The sequence below is a fragment of the Burkholderia sp. DN3021 genome, from assembly GCF_049805555.1.
Taxonomy (GTDB): domain Bacteria; phylum Pseudomonadota; class Gammaproteobacteria; order Burkholderiales; family Burkholderiaceae; genus Burkholderia; species Burkholderia pyrrocinia_C.
The window spans coordinates 16,272-41,592 of record NZ_JBNCAB010000033.1; the positions used below are offsets into that span (position 1 = coordinate 16,272).

At 66.0% G+C, this 25,321-nt stretch carries 20 protein-coding genes and 1 pseudogene; 9 read left to right on the plus strand and 12 right to left on the minus strand.

Annotated features, from left to right (window positions below):
* Window positions 1–45 precede the first annotated feature (45 nt).
* The 3 genes from ACPUER_RS17785 to ACPUER_RS17795 form a co-directional block, all read right to left on the minus strand.
* Entirely contained in the window at window positions 46–462 is a 417-nt protein-coding gene (locus ACPUER_RS17785; protein WP_425131722.1) for a hypothetical protein, read from the minus strand.
* A gap of 92 nt (window positions 463–554) precedes the next feature.
* Complete coding sequence (locus tag ACPUER_RS17790; RefSeq protein ID WP_425131723.1) at window positions 555–1,358, minus strand: EAL domain-containing protein; 804 nt, start codon at window positions 1,356–1,358, stop codon at window positions 555–557.
* Between the two features lie 785 nt (window positions 1,359–2,143).
* Entirely contained in the window at window positions 2,144–3,286 is a 1,143-nt protein-coding gene (locus ACPUER_RS17795; RefSeq protein WP_310143407.1) for a DUF2827 domain-containing protein, read from the minus strand.
* Between the two features lie 107 nt (window positions 3,287–3,393).
* On the opposite strand from ACPUER_RS17795, the pseudogene ACPUER_RS17800 reads away from it, so the two are divergent.
* Window positions 3,394–3,583 (plus strand): annotated as a pseudogene (locus tag ACPUER_RS17800) (galactosyl transferase GMA12/MNN10 domain protein); the annotation flags it as partial.
* A 50-nt stretch (window positions 3,584–3,633) separates the two neighbouring features.
* On the opposite strand, the gene ACPUER_RS17805 reads toward ACPUER_RS17800, so the two are convergent.
* The 6 genes from ACPUER_RS17805 to ACPUER_RS17830 all read right to left on the minus strand — a co-directional run bounded on the left by ACPUER_RS17805 (window position 3,634) and on the right by ACPUER_RS17830 (window position 11,977).
* Window positions 3,634–5,748, minus strand: coding sequence for a phosphocholine-specific phospholipase C (locus ACPUER_RS17805; protein ID WP_425131724.1), 2,115 nt, complete (start codon window positions 5,746–5,748; stop codon window positions 3,634–3,636).
* 42 nt (window positions 5,749–5,790) lie between these two features.
* On the minus strand, window positions 5,791–5,994 hold the full coding sequence (locus ACPUER_RS17810; RefSeq protein WP_034180863.1) for a hypothetical protein: 204 nt from the start codon (window positions 5,992–5,994) through the stop codon (window positions 5,791–5,793).
* 322 nt (window positions 5,995–6,316) lie between these two features.
* Complete coding sequence (locus ACPUER_RS17815) at window positions 6,317–8,314, minus strand: acetyl-CoA carboxylase biotin carboxylase subunit (protein ID WP_425131725.1); 1,998 nt, start codon at window positions 8,312–8,314, stop codon at window positions 6,317–6,319.
* A 39-nt stretch (window positions 8,315–8,353) separates the two neighbouring features.
* On the minus strand, window positions 8,354–9,139 hold the full coding sequence (locus ACPUER_RS17820) for an enoyl-CoA hydratase/isomerase family protein (RefSeq protein ID WP_425131726.1): 786 nt from the start codon (window positions 9,137–9,139) through the stop codon (window positions 8,354–8,356).
* A gap of 17 nt (window positions 9,140–9,156) precedes the next feature.
* Window positions 9,157–10,764, minus strand: a complete 1,608-nt coding sequence (locus ACPUER_RS17825) for a carboxyl transferase domain-containing protein (RefSeq protein ID WP_425131727.1) — start codon at window positions 10,762–10,764, stop codon at window positions 9,157–9,159.
* A gap of 31 nt (window positions 10,765–10,795) precedes the next feature.
* Entirely contained in the window at window positions 10,796–11,977 is a 1,182-nt protein-coding gene (locus ACPUER_RS17830) for an isovaleryl-CoA dehydrogenase (RefSeq protein WP_034180867.1), read from the minus strand.
* 170 nt (window positions 11,978–12,147) lie between these two features.
* Between ACPUER_RS17830 and ACPUER_RS17835 the strand changes: the two genes are divergently transcribed.
* Window positions 12,148–12,894, plus strand: a complete 747-nt coding sequence (locus ACPUER_RS17835) for a TetR/AcrR family transcriptional regulator (RefSeq protein ID WP_175962128.1) — start codon at window positions 12,148–12,150, stop codon at window positions 12,892–12,894.
* 69 nt (window positions 12,895–12,963) lie between these two features.
* Here ACPUER_RS17835 and ACPUER_RS17840 read toward each other — a convergent pair whose 3' ends face one another.
* Window positions 12,964–13,452, minus strand: coding sequence for a MarR family winged helix-turn-helix transcriptional regulator (locus ACPUER_RS17840; protein WP_175962127.1), 489 nt, complete (start codon window positions 13,450–13,452; stop codon window positions 12,964–12,966).
* Window positions 13,453–13,650: 198 nt separating this feature from the next.
* Between ACPUER_RS17840 and ACPUER_RS17845 the strand changes: the two genes are divergently transcribed.
* From ACPUER_RS17845 to ACPUER_RS17865, 5 genes are all read left to right on the plus strand, one after another.
* On the plus strand, window positions 13,651–14,730 hold the full coding sequence (locus ACPUER_RS17845) for a Rieske 2Fe-2S domain-containing protein (RefSeq protein ID WP_425131748.1): 1,080 nt from the start codon (window positions 13,651–13,653) through the stop codon (window positions 14,728–14,730).
* On the plus strand, window positions 14,727–15,692 hold the full coding sequence (locus tag ACPUER_RS17850; RefSeq protein WP_425131728.1) for a PDR/VanB family oxidoreductase: 966 nt from the start codon (window positions 14,727–14,729) through the stop codon (window positions 15,690–15,692). Before ACPUER_RS17845 ends, ACPUER_RS17850 begins: the two co-directional genes overlap by 4 nt.
* Before the next feature lie 48 nt (window positions 15,693–15,740).
* A complete protein-coding gene (locus ACPUER_RS17855; RefSeq protein ID WP_425131729.1) occupies window positions 15,741–16,802 on the plus strand; it encodes a Rieske 2Fe-2S domain-containing protein in 1,062 nt (353 codons plus the stop codon).
* A gap of 158 nt (window positions 16,803–16,960) precedes the next feature.
* Window positions 16,961–18,304, plus strand: a complete 1,344-nt coding sequence (locus tag ACPUER_RS17860) for an MFS transporter (RefSeq protein ID WP_425131730.1) — start codon at window positions 16,961–16,963, stop codon at window positions 18,302–18,304.
* Between the two features lie 102 nt (window positions 18,305–18,406).
* Entirely contained in the window at window positions 18,407–19,501 is a 1,095-nt protein-coding gene (locus ACPUER_RS17865; RefSeq protein WP_310143427.1) for a porin, read from the plus strand.
* A gap of 20 nt (window positions 19,502–19,521) precedes the next feature.
* Here the strand turns inward: ACPUER_RS17865 and ACPUER_RS17870 are convergent, their stop codons facing one another.
* Entirely contained in the window at window positions 19,522–19,968 is a 447-nt protein-coding gene (locus ACPUER_RS17870) for a hypothetical protein (RefSeq protein ID WP_310143429.1), read from the minus strand.
* A 412-nt stretch (window positions 19,969–20,380) separates the two neighbouring features.
* Here ACPUER_RS17870 and ACPUER_RS17875 point away from each other — a divergent pair, with 412 nt between their 5' ends.
* Window positions 20,381–22,558, plus strand: coding sequence for a TonB-dependent siderophore receptor (locus ACPUER_RS17875; protein ID WP_425131731.1), 2,178 nt, complete (start codon window positions 20,381–20,383; stop codon window positions 22,556–22,558).
* A gap of 428 nt (window positions 22,559–22,986) precedes the next feature.
* Window positions 22,987–24,189, plus strand: coding sequence for a multidrug effflux MFS transporter (locus ACPUER_RS17880; RefSeq protein ID WP_310143432.1), 1,203 nt, complete (start codon window positions 22,987–22,989; stop codon window positions 24,187–24,189).
* A gap of 33 nt (window positions 24,190–24,222) precedes the next feature.
* On the opposite strand, the gene ACPUER_RS17885 is transcribed toward ACPUER_RS17880, so the two are convergent.
* A complete protein-coding gene (locus ACPUER_RS17885; RefSeq protein WP_175962118.1) occupies window positions 24,223–25,098 on the minus strand; it encodes a LysR family transcriptional regulator in 876 nt (291 codons plus the stop codon).
* Between the last annotated feature and the right edge of the window lie 223 nt (window positions 25,099–25,321).

The window sequence follows — 25,321 nt, forward strand, 5'->3', positions numbered from 1 at the left end:
ATGTCGAAGCCGGCCGCATGCCGGCCCGTACACACTCCGGATGCGCTACACCAGCACCCGAGCGCCGCTTTGCGCGGCGAATGCGCGGCCATGCCGCCGCCCCGTGCGAGCGAGCACGGCGAAGCAACGGGCCGCCGGCCGGCTTGCGCCGCCGGATTGCTTCACGAGGCTGTCGGACACGCCGCGCGCGATCGCCGATTCGTCGCCGCACGCGCCCGCGATGACGCCCGCGTAATAGTGCCGCGCCGCCAGCTCGCGGCCGTTGGCGTCGAGCGGCGTCATCCGCCGAATGCGGCGCGCGACCGCCTTCAGGCCGTCGAGATACGGTGCAACGTCGATCGGCACATCGGTCGATTCGGCACCCAGTTGCCACAGCATGTCGGCCAGCTCGGCGAGCGCGACCAGGTCGCGCGCATCGGTCGCCTGCGTGCCCGTTCCGCCTCCAGTCTTCGTCTCCGCCATGTCCACGCCCCTTTGCGATTCATCCCGGCTACGCGCCGGCCCCAACCGACTCCGGCGCGCATCACGCATGCCGCCCGCCTGTTCCCGCGCCGTCACGCGGCGGCCGGCGGCCGCCATGTAAAACGGATGCCCTGCGCCCATGCGACGCCGGCATCCACGATGATCTGCCGGTCGATCTCGTTCTCCACGCCTTCGACGACGACGTGCCGCGCGCCTTCATGCGCGAACGCGATCAGCCTGCGGAACTGGTAGCGCCCGATCGCGTTGCGCTTGATCATCGACAGGACCGACCGGTCGAGCTTCACGATGTCGGGATTGCCGACCACCAGATTGTTCACGGCGCTGAAGCCGACGCCGAAATCGTCGATCGCGATCCGGCACCCGGCCTGCCGGAAGCGGTTCACGAACGACCGGCCCGCGACGGGATTCAGCGGCCCCGTCTCCGTGATCTCGACCACCAGACGCGCCGCGACCGACGGTTCGCGCTCGAGCCGCCTGAAAATCGCGAGCCACACATCGTCGACGACCGCGCTCGCCGCCGCGACGTTGCACCCGTAGACGGCGCCCGGATCGGCGCGCAGCCCGTCGATCGTCCGGCTCACCACGAGCCGGTCGAACCAGCGCATCAGCCCGAGCGCCTCGAGGCGCGGCAGGAACGCGACCGGCGGCAGCACATCGCGCTCGCCCCAGCGCAACCGAGCCAGGCATTCCTGGTACAGCACGCCGCCCGACAGGTCGGATCGGCACACCGGCTCGTGCGCGAACCCGAGCCGGCTTTCCACGAAACTGCGTACCGACGCGAGGTCGGGATGATCGTCGGGTGCGCCGAACACGAGATCGATTTCGTCACGATTCGCTTCCCGATTCGCCTCCAGGCGAGCTTCGACCGCATTCATCCGGCGCTCCGGCAAATGGCGAGCCGCCGAAGACGGCTCGACCTCAACAAACATGCGGAGCGAACCGACCATGGCGCGCTCCGCCGCCTACCCGGCCCATCCTGTTATGTCGATCTTTTCCGGGAGCGTACTTATCGCTTCGGCGCGCCGTCAAATTCGATATTTTCAATGATATTCAGTTACTGGGAATACAACATGTATGCACGACACCGACAGTGCGACAGGTTACACAACGCAAATGACGGAAACCCAATCCGGAAACCGCTTGTCTTTTTCGTCGAAACAACTTCATCCGAATCGATTTTCCGCGATATGCCAGCCTCTAAAATCGGGAATTTCTCAATTGATCAGATAAATGCCGGTGCGATGAAGCGCCGCCCGCACTCGATGCCAAGCCAACCGCCGTGGCCAGTGGCCCGGGCCATCACCCGCTGAAAACCGCCGCCGCGCGATCATTCGATCGTCGCAGCATGCAATTTTCCATTTTCAGACGAAATTATTTAATTTCAAAACAGAATCAAACCGCCTCGAATCAATAATATCAATTTTAATTATATGATGATTATCTATCGAAACAAATTTAACAATCTTTCCGACTTGTTAACCTATAAACTTGTTTTCGACGGACTTCCCTCGGAGCCGTCAAATTCGTGCCTTCAAAAACCGTCGACCCGAACGGGTTCGACGGTTTCTTTTTTAAGGGCATTAATTCGTCAGACATCAGGGTGGGACAACCGCCGGTGGCGGCCCGCGGCGCAGCGGGCAAGCGCGTCGAAAAAACGGCCTTATGCGGCCGTCGCGCCGATCAGGTTCGCGAGCAGCGCATCGTATTCGGCGACGAGTGCGGGATTCGCCGACGTATAGCGGCCGAGGATGTCGCGCTGGCGCCGCGTGTACGCTTCCCAGTCGTCGTCATGCGTATGCAGCGCGCGCAGCAGCGCATCGGCGCCCTGCTGCACGTCGTTGTCCGGATAGTAGTAGCCGAGATCGGGCGCGAGGCTCGCGTTGTGCACAAGCGGATAGCCCTGCCAGCACACGTCGAAATAGAAATAGTTGAGCGGGTTCGACCATTGATGCGACACGACGATATCGGTCAGGTCGGCCAGGAACAACGGCGTATCGAAGCGCCCGACGAAGCTCGCCTTGCCCGCGCGCACGATGTCCAGGTAATTCATCAGCATCACGAACTCGGGGCTGTCGTGCGCGAGGCGATCGGCGTTCGTCACGTGCGTGAAGCAGATCGCATCGGGGTCGCGGCGATACGCCTCGTCGATGATCAGCATCGGATACACGCAGAACTTCACGACGTTGTGGTTCGGCTCCATTACCGTCAGTCGCTTGCCTGGCTCGCTGCGCGGCCGGTATTCGCCGTGCTCCGGCAGCGATTGCGCGCGTGCGCTCAGGAACATCGGATCCCACACGAACGGCACGACGCGCCCCGGGCAGCGGCGCAGCGATTGCAGGAACGGCAGCGACGACGGCGCGATCTGCGGGATCGCCCACACCTCGTCGTAGCCGCGGTTGATGAACAGCGTGTCCCACAGCCGGCGGCCGAACAGCATCGACTCCATCGCGTTGATGTATTCGACGCCGCAGCAATAGCTGACGAGCTTCGCGCCGCGCGCTTTCAGGTAGGCCGTCTGCTCGCCGTCGATCTGCCCGCCGAGCTCGATCACCACGTCGAGCGAATCCTTCATGTCGGCGAACGCGCGCGTGTCGTACACGGCGCGATCCCACGGCAGCGCGTCGGTAAGTGGCACGTCGGTCGTGTTGACCAGCGTCACGCGGTAGCCGTGCGGCGACGCCATCAACAGCTTCGCGAGAAACAGCGCGTTCTGCTTGATGCCGTTGATCCACAGGCTTTCGTCGGGGGCACGCAATCCGATCGTGATACCGATGCGCAGGCCGTTCAGGACAGGAGACGTCATCGTCGGCGGGATGGAAGGTTGGATGGGAATGGAATGAACGCAGTGTAGCGCGCGAAGCGCCGCCCGCGTCAAGCTGCGGCGGCAACCGGGCATTCTAGCGAATCGCCGGCGACCAGCTGCATTTCATTCGCGCGATGGAGCGTGACGGGCAGTTGCACGGCGAAGGCGTGGCCGATCTCGTCAGCTTCAACACGCCCTGGCTGTTTCGCCGCGCGGACAGCTACATCGTGCATTACTACGGGATGCGGTCCGCCACGCGCGCCAACGATGGCGCACGACGACGGACCGCTGTGCTGAAGCCGCCGCTTCGGAATCGAAACCGCGGCGCCCGCGCCGGCCGCTTGCCGTCAGATCGCCGTGATCGTCGGCGCGACGGCGGCCGGATCGGTGATGCTGGCCTTGCCGGTTTCGACGTGCCCCGCGATGCGGCGCATCCAGCCCGCATTCCCCGCAACCGCGAACTGCAGGTCGTACCAGTGGCTGCTGCACGACAGATCCCAGTGCGCCTCGACGCGCTGCCCCGCTGGAATCGTCAGCGTGCGCGCCGCCCCGCCGTACGCGACATCGGTCGCCGTGACCGTCAGCGCGCTGCTGCCCGCATTGGCGAAGGTCACGTAAACGTCGCCGTTCGCGGCGTCGTAGCACGCGGTGATTTCAGGCTTCGCGGCCGCGTCCGCGGCAGCGGACCCCGCAAAGCGCCGGAAATAGCCGTTCGGGCCCCAGACGCTCACCAGGTAGTTGCCGTTCGCGTCGAGCGCCCACGTATCGGTCAACTGCTTGCCCGCTTCGACTGTGTAGCGGCGCGGCATCGCGGTGGCGTCGCCCGTATAGACCCAGAAGTGCGCGCCTTGCGTGCCGGTATTCGCGAACGTCAGCGCGTAGCCTTGCGCGCCGAGCTGGCCGGTGACGTGCAGTTCGTACGGCAGCGCGCGCGCCGGCCGCGTGCCGGGTTCCTGCGCGGTCACGACCTGCTGCGCGGTGCTGGCCGGCGCGGTCTGCGACGACGCACGCGAGCATTGCAGGTCCGCCTGCGCGACATACGCCTGCGTGCTCGGCAAGGTCGGCAGCGTCGCATCCGGTTTCGAGAAGTCGAGCGCCGACGTCAGGTCGCCGCAGATCGCGCGGCGCCACGGCGAGATGTTCGTTTCCATCACGCCGAAGCGCTTCTCGATGAATTGCAGCACCGACGTGTGATCGAAGACCTGCGAGCAGACGAAGCCGCCCTTCGACCACGGCGACACGACGAACATCGGCACGCGCGGGCCGAGGCCGTACGGCAGGTTGTCGGCGGTATACGTGCCGGTCTGCGTCGAGGTCACGACGTTGTGCCGCTCGAGCGACACGTCCACGGTGCTCATGCCGGATCCCGGCAGCGTCGGCGCCTGCGGCGGCACGACATGGTCGAAGAAGCCGTCGTTCTCGTCGTACATGACGAGCAGGACGGTCTTGCTCCATACGTCCGGATTGGACGTCAGCGCATCGAGGATCGTCGACAGGTAGTAGGCGCCGTACAGCGGCGTGAACTTCGGGTGTTCCGAATACGCGGCGGGCGGCAGCAGCCACGATACCTGCGGCAGCGCGTTCGCCTGCACGTCGGCTTTCAGTTGCGTGATCGGGCGCGTGCTCATTCCGCGCGTCTGCAGCGACGAACCGGCCGGCGCATTCACGAAGTTGTCGAAGCACGCCAGCATGTTCGTGCCGTAGTTGCCGGTGAAGTTGTCGAACCCGGTACCCTGCTGGTAGACCTGCCACGAGATGCCGGCCTGTTCGAGCCGCTCCGGGTAGGTCGTCCAACTGAAGGGCGGCAACTTGATCTTGTCGAACTGGTTGTCGATGTAGTCGGTGTTGTCGAGCAGCGGGCCGCCGCCCGTGCCGAGCGGATCGACCATGCCCGTCATCAGGTACATGCGGTTCGGGTGCGTGTTGCCCGGGATCGAGCAGAAGTAGTTGTCGCACACCGTGAACGCATCCGCGAGCGCGTAGTGGAACGGGATGTCGTCGCGGACGTGGTAGCCCATCGTCATGTTGGACTTCTGCACCGCCCATTGGTCCGCGCGGCCGTTGTCGATCGCGCCGTGCGTCGTCGCCCACGTATGCGGCAGGCCGCCGATGCACTGCGCGTTCACGCCCGGGTTGGTCGTGTCGTAGCGGAACGGCGCGATCACGCCCGCCTTGTCCTCCTGCCGCGGCTGGAACCAGACCGGTTTGCCGTTCGGCAGCGTGACCGGGAAGCGGTCGTTATAGCCGCGCACGCCGCTCAGGTGCCCGAGGTAGTGGTCGAACGAGCGGTTTTCCTGCATGAACACGACGATGTGCTGAACATCCTGGATCGTGCCCGTCACGGTATTCGGCTCGATCGCGAGCGCCTTGCGGATCGATTCGGGAAGCAGTGCGGTGGCGGCGGTCGCGCCGGCGAGGCCGGCGGAGAACTTCAGAAAATCGCGTCGCGAATGAGTGGCCATGCTGGTTGCTCTCGATTGGATTTCTGGTTGGAACGACCGGTATCAGGAAGCGGGCGACGATGCGGGCGCGGTGAAACCCGGCGGGCAGCGCATCTGCGCGGTGGCGACGGCGGCGCCGCCGCAGGCGGCCTTCTGCTGCGCGACGGGCGCAGGGTCTGCATTCAGGTCGTCGCCGCAGGCGCTGAGGAGTGCTATCAGCGCGACCAGGCCGGCGACCGCGAAAGGCCGTAGGGCCGACGTTCGCATAACGTATCTCCGTGGACGTGATGAAGTGACACGGACGCGAACCCGCGTCGGTCATATCGACGGCGAGATGCTATGTTCGACTTGTTACACGACGGTGTCGAGTGGAGATGGACGTGCGGCGGGAGGGTGTGGCGCAACGGGCCACGCGTTCGACGGAAGTATGGATTTCGCCGGCAAAACGTAATTCGATCGAAAGATTCGTGCGGCGCCGGCGTGTCGACGCAATCGAAGCAGTACCTGTCGCAACCACCTGCGTGCGGTGATTCGCGAAGCGGTTTTCACGGGCCGGCAGCCGCCGGCCCGCGCACAGCGAAAGCGTCGATCAGCCTTCCGCCATCATCAGCAACTGCGCGCCATCCGCGACCTGGTCGCCGACGCCGTACAGCACTTCCGCGACAATGCCCGCGCCCGGCGCGCCGATCGTGTGCTCCATCTTCATCGCTTCCATCACGATCAGCGGCGTGCCGGCTTCGACCTTCTGGCCCGGTTCGACCAGCACCGCGATCACCTTGCCGGGCATCGGCGCGGTCAAACGCCCGCCGCCCTGTTCGGCGTCGCCCGCATGCGCGAGCAGGTTGCGCCATTCGAACGTCTCGGCCGCGCCCTGCGTGAACACATGGAACGTGTCGCCGTCCGCATACACGCGGCCGCTGCTGCGCACGCCGCCGAGCGTCACATCGAAATCGAGCGGCGTTGCGCCGCGCGTCCACGCGAACGGCTGTGGGGCCGCGTCGCCGGACGCGATGCGCGCAACGGCGCCGTCGTCTTCGTACGCGACGGTCACGTCAGCGTCGCGATCGACCGCATGCCATTCGAGCGTGCGACGATAACCGCCGTTCAGTCGCCAGTCCGGCAGCGCGCCCCATGGCGATGCACCCGGTGCGGCCGGGCCGCGTTCGCGCGCGAGCAGCGCCGCGCAAGCGAGCGCGAGCGTCGCGCGCGGCGGCTGTTGCGGTGCGAACAGCGCGTCGTGGTTGCGCTCGATCAGGCCCGTGTCGAGATCGGCCGTCGCGAACGGCTCGCACGCGACGATCCGCTGCAGGAACGCGGCGTTCGTGTGCAGGCCGACCACCTCGCACGCGCGCAGCGCGCGCAGCATCAGGCCCAGCGCTGCCGTGCGGTCCGCGCCATGAACAATCAGCTTCGCGATCATCGGATCGTAGAACGGCGTGATCGCATCGCCTTCGCGCACGCCGCTGTCGACGCGCACCGCTGCGCCGATGTCGAACTCGACGCCCTCCGGCAGCCGCAGGTGCTTCAGCGTGCCCGTGGACGGCAGGAAGCCGCGTGCGGGGTTCTCCGCGTAAAGGCGTGCCTCGAGCGCGTGACCCTGCACGCGCAGTTCGTCCTGCTTCAGCGGCAGCGGCTCGCCGGACGCGACACGCAGTTGCCATTCGACGAGATCGAGCCCGGTGACCATCTCGGTGACCGGATGCTCGACCTGCAGGCGCGTGTTCATTTCCATGAAGTAGAACGCGTCGCCCGTCATGATGAATTCGACGGTGCCCGCGCCGACATAACCGACCGCGCGCGCGGCCGCGACGGCCGCCTCGCCCATCGCGCGGCGCACGTCGTCGTGCAGGCCCGGCGCCGGCGCTTCCTCGAGCACCTTCTGATGACGGCGCTGCACCGAGCAGTCGCGGTCGAACAGGTAAACGGTATTGCCGTGCGTGTCGCCGAACACCTGCACCTCGACGTGGCGCGGGCGCGTCAGGTATTTCTCGATCAGCACGCGGTCGTTGCCGAAACTGCTCGCGGCCTCGCGCTGGCACGACGCGAGCGCCGCAGGAAAATCGTCGGAGCGCTCGACCACGCGCATCCCCTTGCCGCCGCCGCCCGCGCTGGCCTTCAGCAGCACCGGATAGCCGATCTCGTCGGCTTCGCGATGCAGGTTGCCCGCGTCCTGGTCGTCGCCGTGATAGCCGGGCACGAGCGGCACGGCGGCCGCGTGCATCAGCGCCTTCGCGGCGGCCTTCGACCCCATCGCCGCGATCGCGTCGACCGGCGGCCCGATGAACGCGATGCCGGCCGCTTCGCACGCATGCGCGAAATCTTCGTTCTCCGACAGGAAGCCGTAGCCGGGGTGGATCGCCTGCGCGCCGGTCGCGCGCGCGGCTTCGATGATGCGCTCGATGCGCAGATAGCTGTCCGCGGCCGCCGAGCCGCCGATATGCACGGCTTCGTCGCATGCGGCAACGTGCTTCGCGTTCGCATCGGCGTCGGAATAGACGGCGACGCTCGCGATCCCGAGACGTTTGCACGTCGCGGCGACGCGGCACGCGATTTCGCCGCGGTTGGCGATCAGAATCTTGTCGAACATGGCTTCGGTTTCGTCCGGAAAGGGTAGGTCACGACGACGTCATTCACGCCACGACGGCGTGCGTTTCTCGAGGAAGGCCGCGATCCCTTCGCGCGCTTCCGCGCCTGCGCGGGTGCGCGCGATCCAGTCGGCGGTCTGCTCGATCAGCGTCGCGTCGAGCGCGCGGCCGGCGACATCGGCGACGAGCCGCTTGCACGCACGCACCGCGTCGGGGCCGTTCGCGACGAGCGTCGCGGCCAGCTTCGCGACCGTTTCGTCGAGCGCGTTGGCCGGCACCGCGTCGTGAATGAAGCCGAGCGATGCGGCGCGCGCGCTGTCGAATACCTCGGCCGTCGTGAAGTAGCGGCGCGCCGCGCGCTCGCCCATCGCGCGTACGACGTACGGTGCGATCGTCGCAGGAATCAGCCCGAGCCGCGCTTCGGACAGGCAGAACTTCACGCCGTCGGCGGCGATCGCAATATCGGCCGCCGCGACGAGGCCCACGCCGCCCGCATACGCGTCGCCATGCACGCGCGCGATCACCGGCTTGCCGCAGCGGTGGATCGCCTCGAGCATCCGCGCGAGCTTGCGCGCATCGGCACGGTTCTCGTCGTCCGTGTACCCGGCCATCTTCTTCATCCAGTTCAGGTCCGCGCCCGCGCAGAACGCGGTGCCTTCCGCCGCGAGCACGATCGCGCGCACGCCTTCGTGCGCATCGAGCCATTCGAACGCGGTGGTCAGCTCCGCGATCGTCGTCTCGTTGAACGCGTTGCGCACGTCGGGACGCGCGAGCGTGACGGTCGCGACGCGGTTTGCTTCGGCTACCTTGATGGTTTCGTATCGCATCGTCCGCTCCTTGCTCGTTACATCCGGAACACGCCGAAGCGCGTATCGTCGATCGGCGCGTTCATCGATGCGGCAAGACCGAGCCCGAGCACGTCGCGTGTCTGCGCGGGATCGATCACGCCGTCGTCCCACAGCCGCGCGCTCGCGTAGTACGGATGGCCCTGGCGCTCGTACTGGTCGCGGATCGGCTGCTTGAACGCTTCCTCTTCGTCGGTCGACCACGCGCCGCCCTTCGCCTCGATGCCGTCGCGGCGAACGGTCGCGAGCACCGACGCGGCCTGCTCGCCGCCCATCACCGAGATGCGCGCGTTCGGCCACATCCACAGGAAGCGCGGCCCGAATGCGCGGCCGCACATCCCGTAATTGCCGGCACCGAACGAGCCGCCGATGATCACGGTGAACTTCGGTACCTTCGCGTTCGACACGGCAGTGACCATCTTCGCGCCGTGCCGCGCGATGCCTTCGTTCTCGTACTTGCGCCCGACCATGAAGCCCGTGATGTTCTGCAGGAACACGAGCGGGATCTTGCGCTGGCAGCACAGCTCGATGAAATGCGCGCCCTTCACCGCCGATTCGGAAAACAGGATGCCGTTGTTCGCGACGATCCCGACCGGATGGCCCCAGATGTGCGCGAAGCCCGTGACGAGCGTCGTGCCGTAGCGCGCCTTGAATTCGTCGAACTCGGAATCGTCGACGATGCGTGCGATCACCTCGCGCACGTCGAACGGCTTGCGCGTATCGACGGGAATCACGCCGTACAGGCTCTTCGCGTCGTAGCGCGGCGGCTTCGGCTCGCGCAGCGTCACCGGCGACGCGATCTTCGGTGCGAGATGATCGACGATGTTGCGCGCGATCGACAGCGCATGCGCGTCATTCTGCGCGAGATGATCGGCCACGCCCGACAGGCGCGTGTGCACGTCGCCGCCGCCGAGATCCTCGGCGCTCACTTCCTCGCCGGTCGCGGCCTTCACGAGCGGCGGCCCGCCGAGGAAAATCGTGCCCTGATCCTTCACGATGATCGACTCGTCGCTCATCGCGGGCACATACGCGCCGCCCGCCGTGCACGAGCCCATCACGACGGCGATCTGCGCGATTCCCGCGGCCGACATCGTCGCCTGGTTGAAGAAGATGCGGCCGAAGTGGTCGCGATCGGGGAATACGTCGTCCTGGTTCGGCAGGTTCGCGCCGCCCGAATCGACGAGGTACACGCACGGCAGCCGGTTTTCCGCGGCGATTTCCTGCGCGCGCACGTGCTTCTTCACGGTCATCGGGTAGTAGGTGCCGCCCTTGACCGTCGCGTCGTTGCACACGATCACGCACTCGCGGCCCGCGATCCGGCCGATCCCGGTGATGACGCCCGCGCCCGGCGCGTCATCGTTGTACATGCCGTTCGCCGCGAGCTGCGACAGCTCGAGAAACGGCGCGCCCGGATCGAGCAGTTGCGCGATGCGCTCGCGCGGCAGCAGCTTGCCGCGCGACAGGTGCTTGTCGCGCGCGACCTGGCCGCCGCCCTGCGCGAGCCGTTCGATCTTCGCGCGCAGGTCGGCGACAACCGCCTCGAGCGCCGCGGTGTTCGCGCGGAAGTCTTCCGAACGCGGGTTCAGTCTGGATTCGATGATCGGCATCGACGGGGCTCCGTTCGCGTGACGTGGGGCGTTACATCGTTTCCGCGAACAGCTCGCGGCCGATCAGCATCCGGCGGATCTCGCTCGTGCCGGCGCCGATTTCATAGAGCTTCGCATCACGCCACAGGCGGCCGACCGGGTATTCGTTGATGTAGCCGTTGCCGCCGAGGATCTGGATCGCCTCGCCGGCCATCCACGTCGCCTTCTCGGCCGTATAGAGAATCACGCCCGCGCAGTCCTTGCGCACCTGGCGGATGTGGTCGCTGCCTGCCGAGTCGAGATGGCGGCCGACCGCGTACAGATACGCGCGGCACGCCTGGAACGTGGTGTACATGTCGGCGACCTTGCCCTGGATCAGCTGGAATTCGCCGATCGCCTGGCCGAACTGCTTGCGGTCGTGGATATACGGCACGACCGCGTCGAGGCATGCGGCCATGATGCCCGTCGGGCCGCCCGACAGCACCGCGCGCTCGTAGTCGAGGCCGCTCATCAGCACCTTCACGCCGCCGTTGAGCTGGCCGAGGATGTTCTCTTCCGGCACCTCGACGTCCTGGAATACCAGCTCGCCCGTGTGCGAGCCGCGCATGCCGAGCTTGTCGAGCTTCTGCGCGACCGAGAAGCCCTTCATCCCCTTCTCGACGATGAACGCGGTGATGCCGCGCGCATTCGCTTCGACGTCCGTCTTCGCGTAGACGACGAGCGTGTCGCAATCGGGGCCGTTGGTGATCCACATCTTCGTGCCGTTCAGCACGTAGCGGTCGCCGCGCTTGTCGGCGCGCAGCTTCATGCTGACGACGTCGGAGCCGGCATTCGGTTCGCTCATCGCGAGCGCGCCGATGTGTTCGCCCGACACGAGCTTCGGCAGGTACTTCTGCTTTTGCGCTTCGGTGCCGTTGCGGTGAATCTGGTTCACGCACAGGTTCGAGTGCGCACCGTACGACAGGCCGATCGACGCCGATGCGCGCGAAATCTCTTCCATCGCGACCATGTGCGCGGTGTAGCCCATGTTCGCGCCGCCGTATTCCTCGGCGACCGTCATGCCGAGCACGCCGAGATCGCCGAACTTCTTCCACAGATCCATCGGAAACTGGTCGGTGCGGTCGACTTCCGCCGCGCGCGGCGTGATTTCCTTCGCCGCGAACGTCGCGACGGCATCGCGCAGCATCTCGATGTCTTCACCGAGCATGAATTGCACGCCGGGCAGGTTGATCATGTCTCCTCCGTCTCCAGAAAGTGTGTCGCACGCACCGATTTCTGAGTTTCGCTCAAATCGAATGAATGCGTCGATTCATTTACCAATACAGCGGAAATTTTGCACAGTTTCGCGCCTCGCCCGGTTCTGCGTCAATAGTTTTTTGAGTGACACTCAGATATCATGCCGACATGACAGCCGCTACCGCCGACACCATGACCGCCACCGTCAAAACCGACCGCGCCGACACGCCGCGCGCGCCCGCCGGGCGCAAATCCCAGCAGCGCGTGCAGGACATCCTGCGCGCCGGTCGTGAAGTGTTTGCCGAAAAAGGCTACGAGCATGCGACGGCCGCCGAGATCGCGCAGCGCGTCGGGGTATCCGAGGCGACGGTGTTCAGCTACTTCCGCGGCAAGCGCGAGCTGTGCGCGCGCGTCATCGCGGACTGGTACGACGAAATCATCGCCGCGTTCGAGCACGGGATGCCGCAGGATGCGTCGGTGCAGCAGCAGTTCGCGTTCATCGTGCGCACCCACCTGCGGCTGATGCTCGTGAACGGCACGGGGCTGTGCGCGCTGGTGCTGTCGGAAGGCCGTGCGAAGCAGCATGCGCTGAGCGACGAGCTCACCGCGCTGCAGCGCCGCTATACGGCGCCGCTGATGGACGTGCTCGCGCGCGGCCAGGCGGCCGGGCAGGTTCGCGCGGACCTGCCGCTGAGCCTGCTGCGCTCGATGGTGTTCGGGCCGATCGAGCACGTGCTGTGGGATGCGATCCTCGGACACCGCAAGCTCGATACGGAAACGATGGCCACGCAGCTGGTCGACATGCTGTGGGCCGCCGTGCAGCCGCCCGCGCCGGAACAGGCGGCGCTCGTGCGCTTCAGGAACGAGGTCGCGGAAGCGGTGCGGCGGCTGGAAGGGGAAGCGTCACGCCCGTAATGCAGGCAGGCGGCGCGAAGCTGCTGCCGCCTTGCCGCATCTGCTCTTCCATCGCGCGGAAATCAGCCGCTACGACTCCTCGCCGACCCGCAGCGGCGCGCGGCTCTGCTCGTTGTTCAAATGGACGAACTTGCGCAACAGGCGCATCAGTTCCTGCGAATCGTCCTCGCCCATGCCGTCGAGCAGGCCGGCACGCAGCTCCTTCACCGACGGAATCAGGTGCGTGAGCAGTTCGACGCCCTCCGGCGTCAGCAGCAAGCGCCGCTGACGCCGCGGCAGCACTTCGCGGACGATCAATCCTTTCGCTTCGAGCCGGACCGCGAGGTCCGCGGTCGTCGACGTGTCGAGCGCCACCCGCTGCGCGAGCGTCACCTGATCGAGCCCCGGACACTCGTACAGCATCCGCAGGACCGCGTACTGCACCGGCGTCACGTCCCGGCCCAGCTTCTCGTAGAACATTGCAACCGCGATCTGATGCGCGCGCCGGATCAGGTGCCCGGGTTCATCGTACAGATCGAGCGGGAAAGCCGGTGCGTCGGCGGGATTCGTTTTTTCCATGAATGAGTCGATGACGTAGGCGGCGCACGCTGTTGCGTGCGCTCACGGCATGGCGCTGCCTCGCGCCATTTCCCGGGAAAACCAGTATACCGCTCGCCTTGCCCCGGCCAATCTCGATGAGTACACTGAATCACATTCAGCACACTGAATGAAGAACTGCCGCGTACCAGCGGCACCGCCCCGAAGGAGACGATGAACGTGTTTCTCAAGAACGCTTGGTATGTGGCGTGCACGCCCGATGAAATCGACGGCAAGCCGCTGGGCCGCAGGATTTGCAACGAATCGATGGTGTTTTACCGCGCGGCGGACGGCCAGGCCGCCGCGCTCGAGGACTTCTGCCCGCACCGCGGCGCGCCGCTGTCGCTGGGATTCGTGCGCGACGGCGTGCTCGTGTGCGGCTATCACGGGCTGGAAATGGGCTGCAACGGCAAGACAGCCGGCATGCCGGGCCAGCGCGTCGGCGGATTCCCGTCGATCCGCAGCTTCCCGGTAGTCGAGCGGTACGGATTCGTCTGGGTCTGGCCGGGCGATGCGTCCGAAGCCGATCCCGGCAAGCTGCCCGCGCTGTCGTGGGCCGAAGATCCGGCCTGGGCGCACGGCGGCGGCCTGTATCACATCCGTTGCGACTACCGGCTGATGATCGACAACCTGATGGACCTCACGCACGAGACCTACGTGCATGCGACGAGCATCGGCCAGAAGGAAATCGACGAAGCGCCGCCGAAGACGACCAGCCATGGCGACGAAGTCGTCACGAGCCGCTTCATGAAGAACGTGATGCCGCCGCCGTTCTGGAAGATGGCGCTGCGCGGCAACGGCCTCGCCGACGACGTGCCGGTCGACCGCTGGCAGATCTGTCGCTTCACGCCGCCGAGCCACGTGATGATCGAAGTGGGCGTCGCGCATGCGGGCCACGGCGGCTACGACGCGCCGGCCGACCTGAAGGCGTCGTCGATCGTGGTCGACTTCATCACGCCCGAGACGGACACCTCGATCTGGTACTTCTGGGGGATGGCGCGCAACTTCCGGCCCGACGATCACGCGCTGACCGCCGAGATCCGCGAAGGCCAGGGCAAGATCTTCGCCGAGGATCTCGAGATGCTCGAGCGCCAGCAGCTCAATCTCGAGAAGTGGCCGGACCGCAAGCTGCTCAAGCTCAACATCGACGCCGGCGGCGTGCTGTCGCGCAAGGTGATCGAACGGCTGCTCGCCGATGAAAACGCGTCGAACCCGCCGCGGCCCGTGATTCCGCTCGCGCACATCAAGGAGGCGTCATGAGCGCCGCGACGCTGACGGTCCGGGTGGCCCGCAAGTGGCAGGAAGCGCGCGACATCTGCGGCTTCGAATTCGTCAGCGACGACGGTTCGCCATTGCCGCGCTTCGACGCCGGCGCCCATATCGACGTGCATTTGCCGGGCGGGCTCGTGCGCCAGTACTCGCTGTGCAATCACCCGGAACACGGCGATCGCTATCAGATCGCCGTGCTGCGCGATGCCGAGGGCCGCGGCGGGTCGCGCGCCATTCACGACGAAGTCCGGCAAGGCGACACCGTGCGGATCGGCATGCCGCGCAATCAATTCCCGCTCGCCCCCGACGCACCGCACCACCTGTTGCTCGCGGGCGGGATCGGCGTCACGCCGATTCTCTGCATGGCGGAACGGCTGTTTTCGTCCGGCATGCCATTCGACATGCACTACTGCGCGCGTTCGACCGATCGCATGGCCTTCGTCGAGCGGATCAACGCAGCCGGGTTCAACGACCGCGCCCGCTTTCATGTCGACGACGGCGACCCCGCGCAACGCTTCGACCTGGCCTCCGTGCTCGCTGCCGCGCCTGACGGCACGCACCTGTACGTATGCGGCCCGCGCGGCTTCATGGATGCGGTGCTGAACGCAGCGCGCGAGCGCAACTGGGCCGACGAGCGGCTGCACTACGAGTTCTTCGGCGGCGCGGTTGCGACGTCCGGCACGGATCGCGCGTTCCAGGTGCGGATCGCGAGCAGCGGCAAGGTGATCGACGTGCCGGCCGAATGCACGGTCATCGCGGCGCTGGCGGCCAACGGCGTCGACGTGCTGACGTCGTGCGAGCAAGGCGTATGCGGGACCTGCGTGACGCGCGTGCTGCAAGGCGAGCCCGATCATCGCGATTCGTATCTGACGGAAGCGGAACAAGCGGCCGGCGACCAGTTCATGCCGTGCTGTTCGCGATCCCGAACCGACCTGCTGGTACTCGACCTGTAGACGGACCGCCCGACACGCGGCGGCCAACAACAATACCGGAGACGATCAATGGAGCAAGATGCCCGACCACCGATCAATACTGCCAAGTTCCCGATCGACCGATGGTGGGTCGCCGCGCTGTCATCCGAACTGACGGACAAACCCGTCGCCCGCACCCTGCTCGGCCGCCCGGTCGTCCTGTTCCGGTTGCCGTCCGGGGAAGTCGGCGCGCTGGAGGATCGCTGCTGCCACAAGTCGCTGCCGCTGTCGTGCGGCTCGCTCGACGCGCGCGGCCTGCGCTGCGGCTACCACGGGCTGCTGTTCGACCGCGGCGGCACATGCGTGGAGATTCCCGGCCAGGACCGGATTCCGTCGAAGGCGTGCGTATCGTCGTATCCGGTGCAGGAACAGGACGCCATCGTGTGGATCTGGATCGGCGCCGACGCGCACGCCCAACCGACCTGCGCGCCGCCGCGCTACGCGTTCCACACGAATCCGCAATACCGGTTCGGCGGCGGCAACTACCATTACGACGCACCGTATCAGCTGATTCACGACAACCTGATGGACCTGAGCCACCTCGGCTATGTCCATCTGAAAACGATCGGCGGCAACGCGTCGCTGCACATGGGCGCGGAAACCCGCGTCAGCACCGACGGCGACACGGTGACGCTGGTCCGCCGGATGCCGGATTCCGCCCCGCCACCGACCTACACCGCCGCCTGGCCGTTCGCGGGCCGCGTCGATCGCTGGCAGGAAATCGAATTCCACGTGTCGCACATCCGGATCTGGACCGGCGCGATGGACGCCGGCACCGGCGACCTGCTCGATCCGGCGCGCGGCGGCTTTCACATGCGCGGCTTCCACGGCATCACGCCCGAGACGGACACCACGACGCACTACTTCTGGACCGTTGCGACCAATCCGCAACACGATGTCGAACGCGTCGCGCAAACGGTCATCGAGCAATCCGCGGCGACGTTCGATGAGGACAAGACCGTGATCGAAGCGCAATACCGGAATCAGATGCGGTTTCCGGGCCGCCACCAGATCGACATTCACGTCGACGCGGGGCCCAATCGCGCACGGCGCGTGATCGAGCGGCTGCTGCTGCAACCCGAACCCGCGTAACCATCGCGCCGGCGCGCGAACGACGCCTGCCGGTCGCGGCGGGCGTTACCTGGGATTGCCCGTCAACCCGCGCATTCGTTTTCGTCCCATTCGCTACTGCCGGCTTCGATTTCATCCTATTCAATTAGGCATACTATTTTTTATGAAGGATCTTTGACGTGAACGCAAATATCCGCAATACGCTCGACGAATCCCCGATGAGCGCGTTCCAGACGACGGCTGTCGCAGCCTGCGTCGTACTGAACATGCTCGACGGGTTCGACGTGCTGGCCATCGCGTTTGCCGCGCCGCACCTGGCGGCCGAATGGAAACTGAGCGGCAAGGAAATCGGCCTGCTGCTGAGTGCCGGGCTGGCCGGCATGGGCATCGGCTCGGTGCTGATCGCGCCGCTGGCCGACCGGGTCGGCCGCCGCCGCATCATCCTGCTCTGCCTCGCCGTGATCTCGACCGGGATGCTCGCCTGCGCGGCCACGCACAGCACGCTGCAACTCGCGGTCGCGCGTGCCTATACGGGGCTCGGCATCGGCGGCATGCTGGCGAGCCTGACCGTCATCAGCGGCGAGTATGCATCGAACAAATGGCGCAGCGCCGCGATCGGCATGCAGTCGACCGGCTACGCGATCGGCGCCACCGCCGGCGGCGTCGTCGCCGGCTATCTGCTGTCGGTGTGGGGATGGCGCAGCGTGTTCGCGTTCGGCGGCATCCTGACTTTGATGGCGATCCCGATGGTGCTCGCGCTGCTGCCGGAATCGCTCGACTTCCTGCTGGCGAGGCGTCCGGACAACGCGCTGCAGAAAATCAACCGCATCCTCGCGAGAATGAAGCGCGCGCCGATCGACACGCTGCCGGCTGCGACTGCTCCCATCGACACGTCGAACCCCGCGTCGAGCTGGACGGCCGTGCTGCGCGCACCGCTCACGCGCCGCACGATCGCGCTGTGGATCGCGTTCTTTCTCGTGATGGGCAGCTTCTACTTCGTTGTGAGCTGGACGCCGAAGCTGCTGGTCCAGGCCGGACTGTCGGCGTCGCAGGGCGTGACCGGCGGCGTGCTGCTCAATCTCGGCGGCATTGCGGGCGCCTCGCTCTTCAGCCTGCTGTCGACGCGGTTCGGCCTGCGTAACCTGCTGGGCGCGACGCTGCTGCTGGGCGGCACGCTGATGGTCGTGTTCGGTGCGAACACGGGCTCCCTCGGCATCGGGATGACCGTCGCGGTGCTCCTCGGTGCCGTGATCAATGCGTGCGTGGCCGGCATGTATGCGCTGTCGCCGACGCCGTATCCCGCCGAAATCCGCACGACCGGCATCGGCCTCGCGGTCGGCATCGGCCGCCTTGGCGCGATCCTGTCGCCGATGACGGTCGGTGCGCTGCTGGACGACGGCTGGACCGTGCCTCATCTCTATCTCGCGTTCCTCGTGCCGATGATCGGCGCGGCGATCGCCGTCGCCGTGGTGGGCGCGCGTGCCGCGGCACCGCACCGGCAACGCGATCCGGCGATGCCGTAACGCGCGACGCCCGCAGTCTTGCCGATACCCGTCGGTATCCCGGACATGTCCGGGGCACTAAAAAAATCGATAAGCATATCTACATACTGTTTGGAGACAGCCATGAAAACGAAACTGGGCGCCGCACTCGCGACGGCGATGGCGCTGGCCGGACCGGCCTGCGCGCAAAGCAGCGTCACGCTGTACGGGATCATCGATACCGGCGTGTCCTACTACAACAACGCCGCGCACGGCGGGTCGTTCACCGGGATGCCGACGCTGACCGGCGAGGTGCCGTCACGCTGGGGCCTGAAAGGCGCGGAGGATCTCGGCGGCGGCTACCAGGCCTTCTTCGTGCTCGAAAACGGCTTCCAGCCCGGCACCGGCGCGCTGAACTACGGCGGGCGCCTGTTCGGGCGGCAGGCGAACGTGGGCGTGAACAGCCCCTTCGGCGCGCTGACCCTCGGCCGCCAGATGAACATGTCGATGATCGTGCTGACCAATGCCGATGTGATCGGTCCGTCGATTCATTCGATGGCGAATTTCGACTCCTATCTGCCGAACGCGCGCAGCGACAATGCAATCGGCTACAAGGGCACGTTCCACGGCGTGACGCTCGGCGCCACCTACAGTTTCGGCCGCGACGCGGCCGGGCCGGCAGGACCGTCGGCGACGGGCTGCGCCGGACAGGTGCCCGGCGACATCGTCGCCTGTCGTCAATACACGGCGATGCTCGCCTACGACGCGAGCAATTTCGGGCTGGCCGCATCGCACGACGTGATGCGCGGCGGCGGCGGCGCGCTCGCGCCGCTGAACAATCCGGCGTACACCGACACGCGCGACATCGTCGCCGGCTACGTGAAATTCGGCCCCGCGAAACTGGGCGCCGGGTGGATCCGCCGCAACCTCGCGGCGGCCCAACACCTGCAGGCCGACATCGTGTTCGCCGGCGGCACGTACTACGCGACGCCCTACCTCGCGCTCGACCTGCAGGGCGTACGCTACCTGCAGCGTCGCGAAACCAGCGAAGGCGGCACGAACGCCACGCTGCTCGTCGGCCGCGCGAACTATTTCCTGTCGAAGCGGACGACCGTTTATACGTCGGCGGGCTACATGTTCAACAGCACGCTGGCCGCGAACGCGGTCGCCGCCGGCGGAACGGTCGGCACCGGGATGAATCAGCTCGGCGTGATGGCCGGCATCCAGCAGAAGTTCTGAACGCCGGCCGCCGCACTACCTCAATCGGCGAGCCGGCAATGCGAGAGCTTCAACCCCGGCAGCACCGGCGCGTCGATATAGCCTTCGTTCACGCAGCTGAACCGGAAATTCGCGGACGCCGTGAACGGCTTGATCTCGCCGCCGGGGAATTTCGGCTTCAGCGCAGCCTGGTCGGCCGCGTCGAAATGCGTGTCGAACTGCCCGCCGTCGGTCGTCAGCGCGCCGAAGTACGTGCCGCCCGGATCGCTGCCCATCCGGATCACCGCGCCGACGAACGCGAGGCGCTTGCCGTCGTATTTCGTCTTCGCGGCGGCGATGTCCTGCGTATAGGCCTCGATCACGGCACTGTAATGCGCGTCGATCGCGGGCTCGTCCGCCGGTGCGGCGCAGGCGTCCTGGTGAACGCCCGCCAGCATCGCGCACGCAGCAAGCGCGGCCGCCGCGAACGGCGCGGAAATCTTTTTCATTGGGTGGTCTCCCGTCAGGCTTGGTGGTTGAAGTGATTGAAAGCGGCGCGGTGCCGGCTGCCCGGCATAACGCCGGATGAATTCGCTTCCGTTTTAATCGTTCGAATGGCGGAACACGGCTGCGATCACTTCACCACCCGCAAGGTCGAGTGCGGTACGTTGCGTCGCGCCGAACGCGACGTGACAGGAAGATGACATGGTGCGGCCCCCGGCTCTCATTGAATTTCACTGCGTCTGATTTTGGCCGCTACGGTAGCAGACGGCCGACGGCCCGGCAACCAAGGCCCGCCCGCCGCCGACCGCCTCATTACAATTGCAAATAATTCTCATTACAGATATCATCCGCATCCCGGTTGCGGCGCAGTGCTGCGGCCCGCGACACGATCCTTAGCACTCCGTCCTGCATCGATTCATGCCATCCCGTCGAACAACCCGCCGCGCCCGGACCCTTCGTCCGTGGCGCACGAGCCTGCCTGCCCTGATCACTCTTTGCGTCGCAAGCGGCGCGCATGCCGACGCCGCCGAACCCGTTGCGTCCGCATCCGCCTCCACGCCCGCATCGACGCCCGCCGAACACGAACTGCCGGCCATCAGCGTCAACGCATCGGCGGCCGTCGATCCGACGATCGGCTATCAGCCGCGCACCAGCAGCATCGCGGGCGGCAGCGACCGCCCGCTCAAGGAGATTCCGCAATCGGTCGCGGTGGTCAGCAGCAGCGTGATGCAGGACCAGCAGGCGCGCTCGCTCGACGACGTGCTCGGCAACATCAGCGGCGTCACGCAGACGAACACGCTCGGCGGCACGCGCGACGCGTTCACCAAGCGCGGCTTCGGATCGAACAACGACGGCTCCGTGCTCGTCGACGGCGTGCGCACGCCGGTGCTGCACAGCTATCTCGCGACGATCGACCGCGTCGAAGTGCTGAAGGGCCCCGCTTCGCTGCTCTACGGGATGCAGGACCCGGGCGGCGTGATCAACCTCGTCACGCGCAAGCCGGAAGACACGTTCGGCGGCTCGATCTCCGCGTCGCGCACGAGCCACGGCGGCAGCAGCGCGCTGTTCGATCTCACGGGCCCGCTCGGCAAGCCCGGCCAGGTCGCCGGCGGCACGCTCGCGTTCCGGCTGACCGGCGAATACGATACGAGCGGCTACTGGCGCAGCTTCGGCCGCCAGCGCGACGCGCTGATCGCGCCCGCGCTGTCGTGGCACGACGCGAACACGTCGGTCGACGTCAGCTACCAGTACGTCGACTACACGACGCCGTTCGATCGCGGCACCGTGCTCGTGAACGGCCAGCTCGACGATGCGCTGCGCTATCGCCGCTACGAGGAAGCGTGGTCGCAGAGCAGCGGCATCCAGGAAACGCTGCGCGCGCGCATCGAGCACCGCTTCTCCGACGCGTGGCGCGTGCGCGCGACCTACGGCTGGGGCCGCGACCGCTACGACCAGACCATCACCCGCGCCACCGCGTTCAACAGCAGGACCGGCGCGCTGACGCGCTCGTCCGATGCAAACCTCGGGCGCAACGACTCCGACCAGATCGCGACGCTCGGCCTGCTCGGCAACGTGACGCTTGCCGGGATGAACCACGCGATCTACATCGGCGGCGAATACGAGCGACAGCGCAGCTTCCGCGGCGACACGATTCGCGGCAAGGCGACGACGGGCTTCAATCTCTACGATCCCGTGTACGGCCTGCTCGCACCGGGCGGCATACCCAACCCGAAGCAAAGCGATTCGCGCTCGGTGGTGCATGCATATTCGATGGTCGTGCAGGACTCGGTGAAGCTCACCGAGCGTCTCACCGCGGTCGGCGGGCTGCGCTGGGAAAACTGGCAGCAGGAATCGGGGATGGGGCGGCCGTTCGTGTTCGCCGACCGCTCGCGCGGCAATGTCTGGCTGCCGCAGTTCGGGCTCGCGTATGCGCTCACGCCGGCGCTGACCGCGTATGCGAACGTGAGCCGTTCGTTCAAGCCGAACGTCGCAACGAACGTCGCCGCGCCGCTCGCGCCTGAATACGGCCGCGTGCTCGAGGCCGGGCTGAAGTTCAGCGTGAAGCCCGCGATCACGGGCACGCTCGCGGTCTACCAGATCGACAAGCGCAACGTCGCGATCACGAACGGCGACATCACGTCGACGATCGGCACCGCGCGCTCGCGCGGGATCGAACTCGACGTCGCGGGGCAGATCACGCGCCACCTGAGCGTGATCGGCAGCTATGCGTATACGAACGCGACCGATCGCGACAGCAATACGCCGCTCGTCAACGTCGCGCGCCACACGGGCAGCCTGTTCGCGGTGTACGACACGGCGATCGCGAACCTGCCCGGCCGCTGGCGCTTCGGCGGCGGCGCGCGCCTTGTCGGCGCACGCTCCGGCGACACCGCGAACAGCTTCACGCTGCCCGGCTACGTGACCGTCGACGCGTTCGCGGCCTACGAAACGACGATCGGCAAGTTCCCGACGCGCTTCCAGCTCAACGTGAAGAACCTGCTCGACAAGACCTACTACCCGTCGAGCAACAACAACCTGATCGTTGCGGTCGGCGAGCCGCGGCTCGTCACGCTGACGACGACGGTGTCGTTCTGACGTCCTGACACGCGCGTGGGCGGGTCGGCCCGCAAGCGGCGGCCCACGCGCGAACCCCGCATCGATGCGTCGCTCTCGCGACGCGGCGCTCGGCTGCATTACCTTCGGCGCAGCATCCCGGCCGCTTCATGACCGGTCGCGGCAGACGCACGCGCGTTGTGCCGGACGAAAACGCGGCGACCGAAAGTCGCTCGAGACAACGCCGGATTCCTGTTGACAGGCGACCGGCGCGACACCCAACTCCGTCATTCGCACGCCTCCCCGGCATCGGCCCCGACGACCGCGAAAATGCATCCCAGCGATGCAACTCCGTCTGATCGCGAACCGCATCGTACGCCGTATGATCCCCCCGGCCTTTTCTCAAGGCCGCCCAATGCGCGTCGCCATCTCCATCCGCTTACGCGTTTCGCCACAACAACCCAGCGAATATGTCCAACTTCTCACTCATACTCGTCGTCTCAATGTTGAGCGCCTTTGGCCTGATCGCGTCCGACGTCTACCTGCCCGCCATGCCATCGATGGCCCATGAATTTTCAATCGGCGCATGGCAGATGCCGCAGACGGTATCGGCCTACCTGATCGCGCTCGCCTGTGCCCAACTGTTCTACGGTCCCCTCTCCGATCGATGGGGGCGCAAACCCGTGCTGACGGTCGGAATCCTTCTGTACATTCTTGGCTCGATCGGCTGCGCCAGTGCCGGCGGCTTCGCGAGCTTTCTCGGATGGCGAGTGCTCGAGGCCCTCGGCGCGGCTTCCGGTCTCGTCATCGGCCGCGCAATCATCGCCGACACCTGCGACAAAAAGGAATCCGCAAAGGTCTACAGCATCGTGTATCCGCTCGTCTCGCTGTCTCCGGCGATCGCCCCAGCGATTGGCGGATATCTGGCCGCCTGGTTCGGGTGGCGGAGCGATTTCATTTTCGTCGCCGGGTTTGGCGTAGTCGCGCTCGCGCTGGTACAGCTTCTTCTGAAAGAAACGCGGCCGCCCGTCGCGCCGGGCCAACATCGCGCAGTTCCGCTGGCCGGCTTCTCCGACGTGCTCGGAGATCGCGTGTTCATCCGGTATACGCTCGTCGTCTGTGCAATCTATTGCGCGTGGTTCGTCTACCTGACGCAATCGCCCTTCATCTTTTCGGGCCTCGGTCTTTCGGAACAGCAAAGCGGCTGGCTTTATCTGCCGCTTACCGCCGGCATCATTTCGGCCAACATGATCTCGCGCCGCATGCTCGACCGGATGTCCTACGACTCGATCGTCGTGGCTGGGGTGTGCTGCTTCGTCGCCGGCGGCATCGCGTTCGCCTTGTGCGAGTCGTGGCACTTCAAAAACATCATCGCAATCGTGATGCCGATGTTCCTCGTCAGCCTGTCAAACGGATCGTCGCTGTCGCTCGCCGTCTCGGGCGCCATCGCGAGCGAACATGGGCGCGCCGCCACGGCGTCCGGACTGGTCGGCTTCTTCCAGATCGGAAGTGCGTCGCTCGCGGCCACCGTGTCCAGCGGACTGCTCGGTACCGGAAGCCACGTGCTGGCGACGGCGATTCCGTTCTTCGCGATCGTCGCCGCGGTCGCGATCGTCCCCCGCTGGTATGCCGCGCGGCGCACGCTCTCGATGCGCAAGACCCTGCCACGTTAAGCACCCGGCCTTGCACCGACGAGATTCCGGCCGCTATCGATAACGGTCGAACGAAGCAGCGATCTCGTCGGTGACCGCGCGAACGCGCGCCGTCCGGTTCAGGTCCGTATGCGACACGAGCCAGACCTGGTACGGCGCGGTTCGAGTCCTGTCAGGCCAGATTCGCACGAGCGAATCGTCCGCCTGCGCCATATATACCGGGAGCTCGCCTATTCCGATGCCCGACCGGATCGAGGTCGCCAGCATCAGGCTCGAACTCACTTGCGCGACGACGCGCCCTTGTTCCATCGACTCGCCGCACAGCGAGAACCCCTGGTTGGACGTGATGGAAGGCTGGTAGACCACCAGATCATGACCTGCGAAAGCGGATCCGATCGCGGGGGCGCCACGCGCATTCAGATACTCGCGACTCGCGAACAGCCCGACCTCCCATTCGGCCAGCTTCCGGCGTACGAGATCGGGATTTTCCGGCATCACGGTTCGAATTGCGAGATCCGCATCACGTCGCGTCAGGTTGAGCACCTGCACGGAAGTCGTCAGGACCACGTGTATCCCGGGACATTTCCGCCGTAACGCCCGTATCGCGGGAACGACAAAATCCATCGCCAGGGAATCGGTTGTCGTTACCCGAACCTCGCCTTCGAGCCGGTCGTCCGAGCCATGCGCGCGACGCTCGAACTCGCATGCCGCTCGCTCCATCTCTTCCGCGGCCTGCAGCGAATGCTCGCCGATCTGCGTCACGACATAGCCGGACGACGTCTTGAGAAACAGCTTCGCACCCAGCGCCTTCTCCAGTGCCGTCAGCCTCCGCCCCACGGTTGCCTGATCGACATCGAGAGCGACCGCAGCCTCGCGCAGCGTCCCGGCGCGATAAACTGCCAAAAAGACACGTGCATCGTCCCAATTCATGAATAACGTTCTCTCTCGGTAAAGCACTTTTGCATTCTTTGGATGCAATTATACAAGTTGAGTCCATGCTCTCCAACAGAGATAATCAGGCATCCGTATCAAATTGGATTTCGTGTCGTTCCGGAAACCGCGATTTCCCTCGCCATAGGTTTTAAAACACAGCCGGTGTATTCGACTCGTTTTCGATAAGGTCGACACACGGCGACGCCGGTGCGCGCCGCCG